Source organism: Plantactinospora soyae, assembly GCF_014874095.1.
Classification (GTDB): Bacteria; Actinomycetota; Actinomycetes; order Mycobacteriales; family Micromonosporaceae; genus Plantactinospora; species Plantactinospora soyae.
In genome coordinates, this window is record NZ_JADBEB010000001.1 from 5426220 (window position 1) to 5439805 (window position 13586).

12 protein-coding genes are annotated in these 13586 nt (G+C 70.0%); 8 read left to right on the top strand and 4 right to left on the bottom strand.

All coding sequences use genetic code 11. The features are described from left to right. Window positions 1-23 precede the first annotated feature (23 nt). The 3 genes from H4W31_RS23945 to H4W31_RS23955 are packed head-to-tail and all read left to right on the top strand — an operon-like array spanning window position 24 to window position 4389. Complete coding sequence (locus H4W31_RS23945; protein ID WP_192768694.1) at window positions 24-1613, top strand: MBL fold metallo-hydrolase; 1590 nt, start codon at window positions 24-26, stop codon at window positions 1611-1613. 9 nt (window positions 1614-1622) lie between these two features. Further along, on the top strand, window positions 1623-2426 hold the full coding sequence (locus H4W31_RS23950; protein WP_192768695.1) for an alpha/beta fold hydrolase: 804 nt from the start codon (window positions 1623-1625) through the stop codon (window positions 2424-2426). A 49-nt stretch (window positions 2427-2475) separates the two neighbouring features. After that, window positions 2476-4389, top strand: a complete 1914-nt coding sequence (locus H4W31_RS23955; protein ID WP_225945648.1) for an ABC transporter ATP-binding protein — start codon at window positions 2476-2478, stop codon at window positions 4387-4389. Window positions 4390-4437: 48 nt separating this feature from the next. Here the strand turns inward: H4W31_RS23955 and H4W31_RS23960 are convergent, their stop codons facing one another. Next, window positions 4438-5379 carry a TauD/TfdA family dioxygenase gene (locus H4W31_RS23960; protein WP_192768696.1) on the bottom strand — a complete coding sequence of 314 codons (942 nt, stop codon included), beginning with the start codon at window positions 5377-5379 and terminating at the stop codon, window positions 4438-4440. A gap of 274 nt (window positions 5380-5653) precedes the next feature. Between H4W31_RS23960 and H4W31_RS23965 the strand changes: the two genes are divergently transcribed. Both H4W31_RS23965 and H4W31_RS23970 read left to right on the top strand, forming a co-directional pair. Continuing rightward, complete coding sequence (locus tag H4W31_RS23965; RefSeq protein WP_192768697.1) at window positions 5654-5863, top strand: MbtH family protein; 210 nt, start codon at window positions 5654-5656, stop codon at window positions 5861-5863. Between the two features lie 54 nt (window positions 5864-5917). Next, the gene (locus H4W31_RS23970) at window positions 5918-7456 is read left to right on the top strand and encodes a tryptophan halogenase family protein (protein WP_192772349.1); all 1539 of its coding nucleotides are present in this window, start codon (window positions 5918-5920) and stop codon (window positions 7454-7456) included. A 71-nt stretch (window positions 7457-7527) separates the two neighbouring features. On the opposite strand, the gene H4W31_RS23975 is transcribed toward H4W31_RS23970, so the two are convergent. After that, complete coding sequence (locus tag H4W31_RS23975; protein ID WP_192768698.1) at window positions 7528-9012, bottom strand: amino acid adenylation domain-containing protein; 1485 nt, start codon at window positions 9010-9012, stop codon at window positions 7528-7530. 60 nt (window positions 9013-9072) lie between these two features. On the opposite strand from H4W31_RS23975, the gene H4W31_RS23980 reads away from it, so the two are divergent. Both H4W31_RS23980 and H4W31_RS23985 read left to right on the top strand, forming a co-directional pair. Next, complete coding sequence (locus H4W31_RS23980; protein ID WP_192768699.1) at window positions 9073-10107, top strand: 3-oxoacyl-[acyl-carrier-protein] synthase III C-terminal domain-containing protein; 1035 nt, start codon at window positions 9073-9075, stop codon at window positions 10105-10107. An 18-nt stretch (window positions 10108-10125) separates the two neighbouring features. Beyond that, on the top strand, window positions 10126-11259 hold the full coding sequence (locus H4W31_RS23985) for an acyl-CoA dehydrogenase family protein (protein WP_192768700.1): 1134 nt from the start codon (window positions 10126-10128) through the stop codon (window positions 11257-11259). A 104-nt stretch (window positions 11260-11363) separates the two neighbouring features. Here the strand turns inward: H4W31_RS23985 and H4W31_RS23990 are convergent, their stop codons facing one another. Further along, entirely contained in the window at window positions 11364-12716 is a 1353-nt protein-coding gene (locus H4W31_RS23990; RefSeq protein ID WP_318783375.1) for an NAD(P)/FAD-dependent oxidoreductase, read from the bottom strand. Then, on the bottom strand, window positions 12709-13032 hold the full coding sequence (locus tag H4W31_RS23995) for an acyl carrier protein (RefSeq protein ID WP_192768702.1): 324 nt from the start codon (window positions 13030-13032) through the stop codon (window positions 12709-12711). The genes H4W31_RS23990 and H4W31_RS23995 overlap by 8 nt, the downstream gene beginning before the upstream one ends. 167 nt (window positions 13033-13199) lie before the next feature. Between H4W31_RS23995 and H4W31_RS24000 the strand changes: the two genes are divergently transcribed. Further along, window positions 13200-13526: an acyl carrier protein gene (locus H4W31_RS24000; protein WP_192768703.1), complete on the top strand. Its 327-nt coding sequence runs from the start codon at window positions 13200-13202 to the stop codon at window positions 13524-13526. The last annotated feature ends 60 nt before the right edge of the window (window positions 13527-13586 follow it).

Genomic DNA, 13586 nt, shown 5'->3' on the forward strand with positions numbered 1-13586 from the left:
GTTGTTGCAACGGAGGGAAGCGGATGGGCGACAGCAGCGAGCCGAGATTTCTTCGCTCGAATGCGATCATCGAGCCTCTTGTCGACCGGTTCTACGCGTGGCTGCACATAGTCGCCCCGGTGCAGGCGGCAATGAACCTGGCGAATGTCCAGGTGCCGCTGCTCGAGTCCTATCTACATTCTCCGAAGGTGCACGTCGCGGCCACCAACAACCCGGAACTGCGCGGCGGATACTTCGTCGGCATCGAGGAAGAGCGCAGCATGGAGGTCAGCGCGCTGCTCGACGCCATCAAGCGGGACCGGGCGGACATGCTGACCTTCGCCGCGGCCGTCGCCGAAGCGGAGGAACTGCTGCGCCAGACCGCCACCGGATTCGACCTCACCCCGCTCTATCCGAAGCTGCCGTCGGCGCTCAACGGCCTCGTGGAGTTGGCGTACGACACCAACAACCAGCCGTCGATGCGCTATATCGAGCCGCTGCTCTACCACAGCCCGCTGTACGACGTACGGCGCCAGTCGGTGCAACTGTCGCTCGACACCGGCGTCGAACGCCCGTTCATTCTGGCCACGCCCCGGATGCCGTCTCCGGACGTACTCGAGCTGCCCTACGCCTTCGACCATCCGGGACTGGACGAGCTGTTCAAGGCCCGCACCCGGGGCACCACCCTCGGCCACCTCCGTGAGGCGCTCGAACTGGACGACTCCCAGGCGGCGAAGCTGGACCTGCTGCTGGCGCCGCAGCCCAGCCTGGCTCCGGACCGGCACGTCGAACGCGGTGGCCGCATCCGCTACTTCGGGCACGCCTGCCTGGTCATCCAGACGCCCGAGGCGGCCATCGTCACCGACCCGTTCATCAGCACCGACAACCGGGCCGGCGACCGGTACACCCTCGACGACCTGCCGGACCACATCGACCTGGCCGTCATCACCCACGGGCACCAGGACCACATCGTGCTCGAGACCCTGCTGCAGCTGCGTCCCCGGCTCGACGCGGTCGTGGTGCCCCGCTCGTCCCGGGGCAACCTGTGCGACCCCTCGATCGCGCTGTACCTGCGCCACCTGGGCTTCACGGTCATCGAGGTGGACGACTTCGACGAGGTGCCGGTGCCCGGCGGACGACTGGTGGCGACGCCGTTCCTCGGCGAGCACTGCGACCTCGACATCCGCGCGAAGTCGACGTACGTGGTCCAGCTGGCCGGTTCGTCGGTTTTCATCGGCGCGGACTCCTCCGGCATCGACCCGGTGCTCTACCGGTACATCCGCAACCAGCTCGGCAAGGTCGACATGGCGTTCCTCGGCATGGAGTGCGACGGCGCGCCGCTGACCTGGCTCTACAAGGGCCTGCTGACCAAGCCGGTGACGAAGAAGATGAGTGACTCGCGCAGGCTGTCGGGGTCGAACGCGCAACAGGCCGCCGCGATCATGCGGGAGCTGGGCGCGGACGAGGGCCACGTGTACGCCATGGGCGAGGAGAGCTGGCAGGGCCACGTGATGGCGACCACGTACAACGAGGACACCTACCAGCTGAAGCAGATCGACGAGTTCCTGGGCTGGTGCTCGGAGAACGGCGTCACCGCCGAGCATCTGTTCAACAAGCGAGAGTGGACCTGGTAGCGCACCGAGATGTCCTACCTGCACACGAACGGCATCCGGCTCGCCTACCAACGCTCCGGTCAGGGGGATCCCGTTCTCCTGATCATGGGCACGGGGGCGGCCGGTCATGTCTGGAGCCTGCACCAGACGCCCGCGCTGCACCGGGCGGGATACCAGACGGTCACGTTCAACAACCGTGGCATCCCGCCCTCGGACGCCCCTGCGGGCAGATACTCGCTTGCCGACATGGTCGCCGACACCAGGGGACTGATCGAGGCGCTGGACCTGGCCCCGTGCCGGATCGTCGGTACCTCAATGGGCGCGCTCGTCGCACAGGAACTGGCGATCGGCTGGCCGGGGCTGGTGCGGTGCGCGGTCCTGATCGCCACCCGGGCCAGCTCGGACGCCATCCGGCGGGCACAGGTGGCGGCGGAGCGGGCGCTGTTGGAAAGCGGCGTCCGGGTCCCGCCCGCGTACGACGCCTTCGTCACCGCGCTCCAGATGCTGTCGCCGGCGACGCTCGACGACGACGCGGCGGTCTCCTCGTGGCTGGAGATACTCGAACTGGCCGGGCACGGCGACGGGGCCGCGGACGGTCAGGCGTGGGTCGACACGTTGGCGGACCGACGGGAGGTGCTCCGCGGCGTCGCCGCGCCGTGCCGGGTCATCGCGTTCACCGATGACCTGGTAGCGCCACCGCACCTTTGTGCCGGCGTCGCCGAAGCGATTCCGGACTGCGACTTCGTGGAGATTTCCCGCTGCGGGCACCTCGGTTACCTCGAACGTCCGCACGAGGTCAATACGGCGATCATCGAGTTCCTGGACAAACACTGAGCCGATCGGAGGGCCTCGGCACATGACGATGGCAGGTGGCCGGGGCCCGATGCGGATGCTCTTGGACCCGGACGCGGTCAAGCGACACAAGCTCCGCCCCGGAACGTTACGACGCGCCGTGCCGTACGCCGGCCGGTACCGAGGTCTGCTCGCGCTGCTGCTCATCAGCACGGCGCTGCACGCCGGCATCGTCGCCGTCGGCCCGATCATCCTCAAGTTCATCATCGACGACGGCCTGATACCCAAACGGTTCGACGTCATAGTGACGCTGTCACTGGTCCTCGTCGGGCTGGCGCTGGTGGACGTCGCGGCGATCTACTGCCAGACCTGGCTGTCGGCGAGGGTGGGCCAGGGGCTGCTTTACGACCTGCGTACCGAGGTGTTCGCCCACGTGCAGCGGCAGGCGATCGCGTTCTTCAGCCGGACCCAGACCGGCGCTCTGGTCAGCCGCCTGAACACGGACGTCATCGGCGCCCAGCAGGCGATCACGACACTGCTGTCCCAGGCGACGTCCACCATCCTGACGCTCGTCCTCGTGATCCTCACGATGGCCTACCTGTCCTGGCAGGTCACGCTCGTCGCGCTGGCGATGATCCCGCTGTTCCTGCTGCCGACCAAGGTGATCGGGCGGAAGCTGCAGCGGCTCACCCGACGGCGGATGGAGCTCGACGCGGAGATGGCCTCGTTGATGAACGAACAGTTCAACGTCTCCGGGGCCATGCTCGCCAAGCTCTACGGCAAGCCGGAGCGCGACGCCGAGGCGTTCGCCGGGCGGGCGGCCAACGTGCGGGACGTGGCCACCGCGGGCATGGTCTGGGGCCAGATGCTCGTCATGATCGTCACGGTGCTCAGCGCGACCACCACCGCCATGGTGTACGGGCTCGGCGGCAAACTCGCCATCGACGGTGTGCTCGAGGTCGGCACCCTGGTGGCACTGGCGGCCCTGCTGGTGCGGTTGTTCGGCCCGATCAACCAGCTGTCGAACATGCACGTCCAGGTCATGGCGGCACTGGTCAGCTTCGACCGCATCTTCGAGGTGCTCGACCGCCGGCCGCTCGTCGAGGACCGGGCCGACGCCGGCCCGATCCGGGTCGCCGGGGCCGCCGACGGGGTGGCCCCGGAGATCGAGTTCGACGCGGTGTCGTTCCGCTTCCCGAAGGCGGAGGACGTCTCGCTCGCCTCGCTGGAGTCGAGTTCGACCCGTGCGCCGGAGCGGCCGAACGACGCGTGGACGTTGCGGGACGTGAGTTTCCGCGCACCCGGCGGGCGGTTGACCGCGTTGGTCGGTCCGTCCGGGGCGGGGAAGACGACGATCACCCACCTGGTCGCCCGCCTCTACGACCCCGACTCGGGCGCGGTCCGGATCGACGGCGAGGACATCCGGGACGTGACCCTGCGGTCCCTGGCCGACACCGTCGGCGTGGTGACACAGGACGCGCACCTGTTCCACGACACGATCCGGGCCAACCTGCTGTACGCGCGGCCGGACGCGACCGAGCGGGAGCTGATCGAGGTGTGCGACGCCGCCCGGATCTGGGAGGTGATCTCGTCGCTCCCCGACGGCCTGGACACGCGGGTCGGCGAGCGGGGCTACCGGCTGTCCGGCGGGGAGAAGCAGCGGGTCGCGCTGGCCAGGCTGCTTCTCAAGTCCCCGCCGGTGGTCGTCCTGGACGAGGCGACCGCGCATCTGGACTCGGAGTCCGAGCGGGCGATCCAGCGGGTACTCGACACGGCCCTGGCCGGCCGGACCTCGTTGGTGGTCGCGCACCGGTTGTCGACGGTGCGCCGGGCCGACCAGATCCTGGTGGTCGACGGCGGCCGGATCAGGGAGCGCGGAACCCACGAGGACCTGCTCGCCGCCGGGGGACTGTACGCGGAGCTGTACAACATCCAGTTCTCCTACCAGGCAGCCGATGCCGTGCCGGTCGACTCCGCTCCCGCGCAGGGGCGTGCGGCGGTCTAGGGGCGGTCTGGACTCCGCCCCGCTCCACCGAGATCCGCGGGACAGCCCCTAGGCCATCGCCACCAGGACCCGGCGCGGCCCCTCGAACGGGCGCCGGCCGTGCGCGGTGAGGACGTTGTCGATCAGCAACACGTCGCCGGTCCGCCAGTCCACGTCGACGGCGTTGTCCAGCCCGTGACGCTGGATCTGCTCGATGTACGCGTCCGGGATCGGGGTGCCGTCGGCGAACGTCACGTACTGCGGGAACTCGTCCGACTCGAGGATCTCGTACAGCTCGGAGGAGGTCTTGTCGCCGAGGCCGGCCGGGTGCCACTGGTCCGCCTGGTTGAACCACACCTCGGCGCCGGTGACCGGGTGCCTCGTCGTCGCGGCGCGCCGCTGCGTGACGCGGATGCCGTCCGGGCCCCACACCCACTCGGCCTCGGCGTCCCGGAGGAACTCCTCGACCGCGGTACGGTCGTCCGTCTCGAAGGTGTCCTGCCAGCTCTTTCCGAAGCCGTACCCGTCATGCAGGTTCTGCACGTAGCGGAGGCCGCCGGCGAACGCCGCGCGGACCTCGGCGTCGAGCGAGTCGAGCCAGAGCCCGGCGTCGAGGACGGGCGTCGCCCCGCCCTGCCGCGCGGCGGTCTCGCAGTAGAAGGCGAGCCGGGCCGGCCAGCGGTGGGCGTAGCTGAGCTCGTTGTGCATGGAGATGGTGAACTGCTGGGGGTACTCGGTGGAGGTGTAGACGTTGCGCCCGACCCGGGTACGCGGCGAGTTGCCGTGGACGTAGGGCAGCCGGCCGGGCACCAGCCGGTCGAAGACCTGCTCGACGGAGTCCGGTGTGACGCCGAAGCCCCGGAGGACGAGCGCCCGATGCGCGACGAGCAGCTCGCCGAGGCGGTCCGCGCCCAGCCCGTCGAGCCAGCCCGTCAGGTCCCGGCCGCCGACGGACTCGCTGGTGATCTCGTGCGGGCGCCAGGTCCGGCCGGTTTCCACGGTGCTGTCCATCGTGTCCTCCACATCCCGGCGACGCCTTCCGCGGCGGCTCCTCCCGTCTCGGCAGTTTCTCCCATGCCGGCGTTTCACCCAAGCCGGCGGCGGACCCGGGACGGGACCGTCCAACTGTGGCCTCGGCGCCGGTTGTACGGCGCCGACGGGTCGGCGTGGCGCACGGCGGCGTCGTCGGCGACGATGCATCGCAGCGCTTCTCGGATGCCGCGCCGTCTTCGGATGCCGCGGATCGGTGCTGAGTCGCGAAACAGTTACGAGAGGTGGTGCGGTGATGAATCCCTTCGAGGATCCCGACGCTATGTACCTGGTCCTGGTGAACGACGAGGGCCAGCACTCGCTCTGGCCGAGCTTCATCGACGTGCCGGACGGCTGGACCACGGTGTTCGGCGAGGCGGGCCGCCAGGAGTGCCTGGACCACATCGAGAAGTCCTGGACCGACCTGCGGCCCAAGAGCCTCATCGCCGCGATGGAGAAGAACTGACGGACGGGCTTTGTCCGCCGGAACGTACCGACCGATCGCGGGGAGTGCCTGGTGATGAAATCAGTAGTCGTCGTCGGCGGTGGGACGGCGGGCTGGATGAGCGCCACCTATCTGAAGGCGGCGTTCGGGGACAGGATTCGGGTCACCGTCGTCGAATCCGACCGCATTCCCACCATCGGAGTGGGCGAGGCGACCTTCAGCACGGTCCGCCACTTCTTCGAGTATCTGGGTCTGGACGAGCGGACCTGGATGCCGCACTGTGGCGGCAGCTTCAAGCTGGGTATCCGGTTCCAGGACTGGGCCGGACCCGGCCGGCACTTCTATCACCCGTTCGAGCGCCTCCGGGTGGTGGACGGGTTCCACATGGCGGACTGGTGGTTGCAGCTCGGCGAGCGCGACCAGGGCTTCGACCGCCAGTGCTTCATCACCCCGGCACTGTGTGAGGCGCGACGCGCGCCCCGGACCCTCGACGGAGAGCTTTTCGTCGTCAACGCGGACCAGTCGCTCGGCCGCTCGACACTGGCCGAGCAGCGCGCCCAGTTCCCCTACGCGTACCACTTCGACGCGGCCCGGCTCGCGTTGTTCCTCACCGGGTTCGGTGTCGAACGCGGCGTCCGGCACGTCCGGGACGACGTGCTCCAGGTGGGCCAGGACGAGCGGGGCTGGATCACCCACGTGACCACCCGCGAGCACGGTGACGTGGCGGGCGACCTGTTCATCGACTGCACCGGCTTCCGCGGGCTGCTGATCAACCAGGCGCTCGGTGAGCGGTTCCAGTCGTTCCAGGACGTGCTGCCCAACAACCGGGCGGTGGCCCTGCAGGTGCCGCGGGAGCAGGAACGCGAGGGCATCGACCCGTACACGACCGCGACGGCGATGCCGGCGGGCTGGATCTGGACGATCCCGCTGTTCGGTCGGCACGGCACCGGGTACGTCTACTCGGACCAGTTCTGCGGCCCGGACGAGGCCGAGGCGGCGCTGCGCAAGTTCGCCGCCCCGGGACGGGACGACCTGTCCGCCAACCACATCCAGATGCGGATCGGCCGCAACGAGCGTTCCTGGGTACGCAACTGCGTCGCCATCGGCCTGTCGAGCGGGTTCGTGGAGCCCCTGGAGTCCACCGGCATCTTCTTCATCCAGCACGGGCTCGAGCAGTTGGTGCGGCACTTCCCCGATGCGCGGTGGGATCCGGCGCTGCCGCTGGCGTACAACGAGCGGATCAACCGGGCTATCGACGGCGTCAAGGAGTTCCTGGCCCTGCACTACCGTGCGGCGGGACGTGACGACAGCCTCTACTGGAAAGAGGCGAAGGTGCGTGCGCTTCCGGACGGGCTCCAGGAGCGCCTGACGACGGCCTCCTCGTTCCTGCTCGACGAGGAGACCATCTACCCCCACTACCACGGGTTCGAGACGTACTCGTGGAACACGATGCTCCTGGGGCTGGGCCACGAGCCGAGTCACCCGCGACCGGCGCTGGCGATGAGCGACGGGCAGCGGGCGACCGAGGAGTTCGACCGGATCCGCGTCGACGCGGCGCGCTGCGTGTCGCGCCTGCCGAGCTGCTACGACTACCTCGCCGCGATGAACAGCTAGGGGCTGCCTCGCGGATCTTCTGGCGGGCGCCGTCCGGACTCCGCCTCGCTCCACCGAGATCCGCGAGACAGCTAGGCGGGTACGCCGCTCGCGCTGTCGCACATCGTCGTGAGCGCTGCCCGGTCGACCTTTCCGTTCGGGGTCCGGGGCAGCTCGGGGACCAGCCGCATCGCGTCGATCACCATGTACGTCGGCAGCTGCGCGGCGCAGTGCGCCTTCAGCCCGAGCGTGGTGGGCCGGTGGCCGTCCACCGGGACGACGACCGCGTAGATCTTCGCGGCGAAACCCGTGCCGGCCACGACGACGGCCACCGTCTCCACCGCCGGATGGGTGCTCAGCACGGCCTCGATCTCGCCCGGCTCCACCCGGTGCCCGCGAACCTTGACCATCTGATCGAGCCGGCCCACGTACTCCAGGTTGCCGTCGGCGTCGACCCGGCCGAGGTCTCCGGTGCGGTACGGCCCGTCCTGGCGGGGGTGTCCCCAGTAGCCCAGCATCACGGTCGGCCCGTCCACCACGATCTCGGCGAGCTCGGCGCCGGCGGGATCCAGCCACACCCGGTCGGAGCTGCACGCCGTGCCGATCGGCAACGGACGGGTCCGGTCCAGGTCCAGCGACGTCACCTCGTACGAGGTGCAGACGTTGGTCTCGGTCGGGCCGTACCAGTTGAACATCCGTACCGCCGGCCAGGCGGCGCGCAGGCGCAGGACGTCGGCGATCGGGAAGGGCTCGCCGGCGAAGACGCAGACCCGCAGCGACGGCGGTGGCCCGTGGTCGAGCAGCCCGCCGTCGCCGGCCATCAACTGCAGTGCGGACGGCACCGAGTACCAGACGGTGATGTCGTGTTCGACCAGGAACCGGGTGAGGGCCTTCGGCGCGTACGCGAGCGCCGCCGGCACCAGGTCGACGCAGGCCCCGGCGTGGAACGCGCCGTACAGGTCGAAGACCGACAGGTCGAAGTTGAAGGGCGCGTGGTTGGCGAGCCGGTCGTCGGCCGTCAGCCCGGTCTCCGCCACCGCCCAGTGCACGAACGCGAGTGCGTTGCGGTGACTGATGCAAACGCCCTTCGGCGCCCCGGTCGAACCCGAGGTGTAGAGGATGAATGCGCAGTCCTCCGGCGTCGCCCGCACCTCGACAGTGGGATCGGGACTGTCCGGCCGCCGTGGCATCGCCCGGAGTTCGGCGAGGCTGACGGACCGGGGATCGCCGTCGAGGGCTTCCTCGCCGAGGACGACGGCCGCGGCGCAGCCGTCCGCGATCCGCCGTACCCTTGGCGCCGGATTCGACGAGGTCACCGGCACGTAGACGGCGCCGAGCCGGAGCGTCGCCTGCATGACCGCCACCGTGTCGACACTCTTGGCGGTCCACAGCACCACCCGGTCACCCGGGCCGACCCCCGAGGCGGCCAACGCGCACGCGTAGCGGTCGGCGAGCAGGTCCAGCTCCAGATAGGACAACGTCGTGTCCCCGGCACGCACGCTGGCGGCGTGCGGCGTGCGTCGCGCCGCGTCGCGTACCAGGTCGGGGAGGAGGACCGCGTGCGGCTCGTTGCTCATCCGTGTCGCCCCGTTCGATCGGTGGTTGTCCGCGCCGAACCGAATACATAGTGTTCCCGCATGCGGACGCCGGGATTGTTCGTCCAGGGTACGGGTGTGTGCGTGCCGGACAGGGTCGCCGTCACGGACGCGGTGGCCGCCGGGTGGTACGAGGCCGACGAGGCCGAGGCGACCGGGTACGTCAGCGTCACCATCGCCGGCGACGTCCCGGCACCCGACCTCGCGCTGGCCGCGGCACGACAGGCGCTCGACCGCGCCCGGCTGCCGGCCACCTCGCTGAGCCACCTGTTCCACGTAGACGTCTACCATTCCGGTCCGGAGGGCTGGTGCCCGTACGCGTACCTGCAGCGGCGGCTGGGGACGGTGGACGCCTTCGGCACCGGCATCCGGCAGGGCTGCAACGGGATGTTCGGCGCGCTGCTGCTGGCCGACGCCGCCCTGCGCGCCGCGCCTGAGGGCCACGCCGCGCTGCTCGCCGCCGCCGACAACTTCGGCGGCTCGCCGCTGCTCGACCGGTGGCGCTGCAACCCCGGCGTGGTCATGGGGGACGGCGCGGCGGCGCTGGTGCTCAGCCGCGAGCCCGGCTTCGCGGAGATTCTCTCCGTCGCGTCGGTGACCCTGACCGAGTTGGAGGCCCTGCACCGTGGCGCCACACCGCTGCATCCACCCGACGTCACCCTCGGGCGACGGCTGGACTTCGGCGCGCGGTTCGCCGAGTTCGCCGGCTCCGGCGGCTTCGCCCCGGGCAGCGGGCTGGAGTTCGTCCAGCGGTTCGCCGGGCTCGTCGACCGGTTGCTGGCGGAGGCCGACGTCGAACTGGACCAGATCACCCGCGTCGCGTTCAACCACGCGGGCCGAGAGTTGGTGGAGGACCGGCTGGGGCCGCTGGACGTACCGCTGAAGCGCACCACCTGGGAGTACGGCAGCACGCTAGGCCATGTCGGCGCGGCCGACCAGGTCCTCGCCTTCGACCACCTGCTGGAGAGCGGCGAGATCGGGCCCGGGTCGCATCTGCTGTTCCTCGGTGTCGGCCCCGGCGTCAACATCGTCGGCGCGGTCGTCCGCGTTCTCGCCACCCCGCCCTGGCTGTCGTAACCGACCTCTGGAGGCTGCATGGAGTTCAGTTGGACGCCGCCGCAGCGTGCGCGGTACGACGCGGCGCTAGCGACGGCCCGGCAGCGGTTCGCGCCCGAATCCGGTACCCCGGGCATCGCGCCCGAGGACTGGCGGACCCTGGGTGAGCACGGGCTGCTCGGCGCCGCCGTCGAGCCGAAGTACGGCGGCGGCGGGCTCGGCGCCCTCGACACCGCGCTGCTGTTCGAGGCGTTCGGCCGGGGCTGCCCGGACACCGGCCTGGTGTTCGCCGCCGCCGCGCACCTGTTCGCCTGCGCGATGCCGATCGCCGAGTTCGGTCCGCCGGCGCTGCGGGAGCGGCTGCTGCCCGGCCTGTGCGCCGGCGAGTCCGTCGCCGCGAACGCGATGACCGAGCCGGACGCCGGTTCCGACGTGTCGACGCTGGCCACCACGGCCACCCCGGTCGACGGCGGATACCTCCTGACCGGCACCAAGAGCTTCGTGAGCAACGGTCCCGACGCCGACGTCTTCGTCACCTACGCCACCACCGACCCGGGGGCCGGGCACTTCGCGCTCACCGCGTTTGTCGTCGAGCGCGGTGCGACCGGCCTGCACGTCGGTGAGCCGTTCGGCAAGCTCGGCATGGCGTCGTGCCCGGCGGGCCAGGTCGAGTTCGCGGACTGTTTCGTGCCGCACGACAGCGTGCTCGGGGAACGCGGACAGGGCTCGGTGGTGTTCCAGCAGTCGATGCTGTGGGAGCGCACCTGCCTCTTCGCGCTGTACGTCGGGCTGCAGGACCGGCTGGTCGACCAGGTCGTGGCGCACGCGAAGGAGCGTCGCCAGTTCGGGCGTCCGTTGCGCGAGTTCCAGTCGGTCTCCAACCGGATCGTGGAGATGAAACTGCGGCTGGAGAGCAGCCGCCTCCTGCTCTACCGCGCCTGCTGGTCGCTCGATCGGGCGGAGCCCGACCCGTTGTGTTCCGCGCTGTCCAAGCTGGCGGTCTCGGAGGCGGCGGTGGCGAGCGCCGTCGACGCCGTGCAGCTGCTCGCCGGCCGTGGCTACCGGACCGGCCAGGGCGTCGAAGCCGCGCTGCGCGACGCCCTGGGCGGCACCATCTTCTCCGGCACGTCCGACATCCAGCGCCAGATCGTCGCCCGCGAGCTGGGACTGTAGCGCGGGGATCGAACCGACACCGCCCGACTCGGTGGCCGAGCCGGGCGGCGCGGAGCGGTGGGCGACGAGCGGCCCGCCGACGCGTACAGCGGTGGCGACGCGGTCTAGAACAGGGCCGCCGCCGCGGGCGCCTTGAGGTCGCCGAGACGGTGGTGCCACAGGTGGTCGGGATCCGCCTCGACGGCGGCGACGAACTCCCGCATCACGCCGAGCGCCGGTGGCTCCGGACCGTCGTACACGTCGCCCTGCAGCATCCGGATGACATCCCGGCGGTACCGGGGGTCGTCGATGAACGCGGTGAAGAGGATGTTGAGCCGGTAATAGACTGAGATGAAGTCGTACCAGCTGTTCACGCCGCGCCGGAGGATGTTCACGTAGGTGTCGAAGCGTTCCCGGCGGAAGTCACCGGCCCCGGCGGCGGCGATGATGTCCGCGGCGGCGAACCGGGCGCTGTTCATCGCGACGCTGACACCGCTGGAGAAGATCGGGTCGACGAACCGGGCCGCGTCGCCGATGAGCACCATGCCGTCGCCGGCGATCTGGCGCATGCCGTAGCTGTAGTCGCCCTCCGACTTGAACGGCCGCACCCGCTCGGCTTCCTGGAGACCCTTGAGCAGGTCGGGCCGGCTGCCGACGGAGTCCCAGAAGAACGTCTCCAGGTCGTCCTTCGCGGCCTTGAACCGGGCCTTCTGGGTGACCACCCCGATCGAGGTGATGGTGTCGGTGATCGGGATCTGCCAGACCCAGGTGGCCTCGAGGGGCAGGAAGTGCACGTGGATGTAGTCGGCCTGGGCGGGGTCGCGGGCCAGGCTCGCCCGGTCCAGCCCCTCGAACCAGGTGTGGATGGCGTACTGGTTGAAGACCGGGTCCGGCACCTTCAGTTTGAGCTGGCTGCCGAGCTGGGTGTGCCGGCCGCTGGCGTCGACCACCATCCGTACCGGGATGGGTGTCGTCGTCCGGCCGATACCCGCCTGCAGCACCGGCCGGTCCGGGTCGTCGAAGTCGACCCGGTTCACCCGGACGCCCTGGAAGACCTTCGCGCCGAGGCTCTCGGCGTGCTTGAGCAGGATCTGGTCGAACTGGGCCCGGTCGACGTGCCAGGTGTAGATGCGGTCCACACCGGCCTGGTCGCGCTCCTCGTACGCGATCTCGGCAACGCCGAAACCGTGTGAGGCGGCGTCGAAGTCCAGGGTGCTCGTCGGCCTGGTGTCCGCCGAGGTCCAAGCCGCGCCGTACTTGCGCGGGAATCCGGCGGCCTCGATCTTCGGCGTCACCCCGATGTCGTTCATGACCGGGATCACCGCCGGCACGAGCGATTCGCCGACGTGCTCGCGCGGAAAGACCGCCGATTCGAAGACCGCGACGTCGAGGCCGGCTCGGGCCAGGTAGGAGGCGACCGTCGAACCGGCCGGACCACCGCCGATCACGCCGACGTCGTACTGGACGTCCTCAGCCACGGGGGCCTCCATTCGTACTGGCAGGAGCGACGGCGCCGACGGTGTCGGAGGTGTTCGGCTGGTGGCTGACCACGAGGCCGGCGATGGTCCGCAGGTCCCGGAAGTTGCCGGCGGTCATCGACGTCGGCGGCAGCCGCACGCCGAACGTCTCGCGAATGTAGGCGACCAGGCGGGACGTCTCGATCGAGTTGAGAACCCCGAGTTCCAGCAGCGGGGTCTGCTCGGTGAGATCGGCGGCGTCGTCCTCGCCGAGCAGCCGGACGGAGACGTATTTGGTCAGGACTTCCAGCACGTGCGTGTAGTGATCCGTGGACATCGGATCCCTTCCATCGAGTCCCCATCGATATCTTCCCGATAGGCGAGGGTAGAGCGCCGCGAATGGTCACGGCAGCCGTGCAACTGTTGCGCTCCTGCAGTTGCACATCCGGCAAGTCGGCGGGCGTCGAGCGACACTGTCGCGGTTGCCGCAGGAAGGAGCGTCTCGTGTCCGTACCACAGAACGGCGCGCACGGCGATGTGCTGGAGTCGGTGCTCGTGCACTGCTGGGAGTCGGCGCTGCGCCAGCAGCCGATCGGGCCGCACGACAACTTCTTCGCCATCGGCGGTCACTCGCTGGTCGCGATGAGGATCGCGCACCGGCTTCGGAAGACCTTCGGGGTACCGGTGGACTACGTCCTGTTGCTCGAGCACCCCACCATCGCCGCGCTGGCGCAGAAACTGCGGGACTCCGGTTTCGTCACGCCGGAACTCGACCGCGCCGGCCGGGAGTACCTGGTCACGCACCGCCTGCCGGTACCAGATCCGAGGTGATGCGCCAGTCGCGCGGCAGGCTGCACACCGCACCGGCGCTGTTACTCTGCCCGCGCCGGT

Excerpts from the sequence above, each read along its gene's own strand:
- H4W31_RS23985 (WP_192768700.1), top strand. The coding sequence starts at position 10,126 with ATGGAGTTCAGTTGGACGCCGCCGCAGCGTGCGCGGTACGACGCGGCG.
- H4W31_RS23960 (WP_192768696.1), bottom strand. The coding sequence starts at position 5,379 with ATGGACAGCACCGTGGAAACCGGCCGGACCTGGCGCCCGCACGAGATC.
- H4W31_RS23955 (WP_225945648.1), top strand. The coding sequence starts at position 2,476 with ATGCGGATGCTCTTGGACCCGGACGCGGTCAAGCGACACAAGCTCCGC.
- H4W31_RS23995 (WP_192768702.1), bottom strand. The coding sequence starts at position 13,032 with ATGTCCACGGATCACTACACGCACGTGCTGGAAGTCCTGACCAAATAC.
- H4W31_RS23950 (WP_192768695.1), top strand. The coding sequence starts at position 1,623 with ATGTCCTACCTGCACACGAACGGCATCCGGCTCGCCTACCAACGCTCC.
- H4W31_RS23965 (WP_192768697.1), top strand. The coding sequence starts at position 5,654 with ATGAATCCCTTCGAGGATCCCGACGCTATGTACCTGGTCCTGGTGAAC.
- H4W31_RS23980 (WP_192768699.1), top strand. The coding sequence starts at position 9,073 with ATGCGGACGCCGGGATTGTTCGTCCAGGGTACGGGTGTGTGCGTGCCG.
- H4W31_RS23975 (WP_192768698.1), bottom strand. The coding sequence starts at position 9,012 with ATGAGCAACGAGCCGCACGCGGTCCTCCTCCCCGACCTGGTACGCGAC.
- H4W31_RS23945 (WP_192768694.1), top strand. The coding sequence starts at position 24 with ATGGGCGACAGCAGCGAGCCGAGATTTCTTCGCTCGAATGCGATCATC.
- H4W31_RS23970 (WP_192772349.1), top strand. The coding sequence starts at position 5,918 with ATGAAATCAGTAGTCGTCGTCGGCGGTGGGACGGCGGGCTGGATGAGC.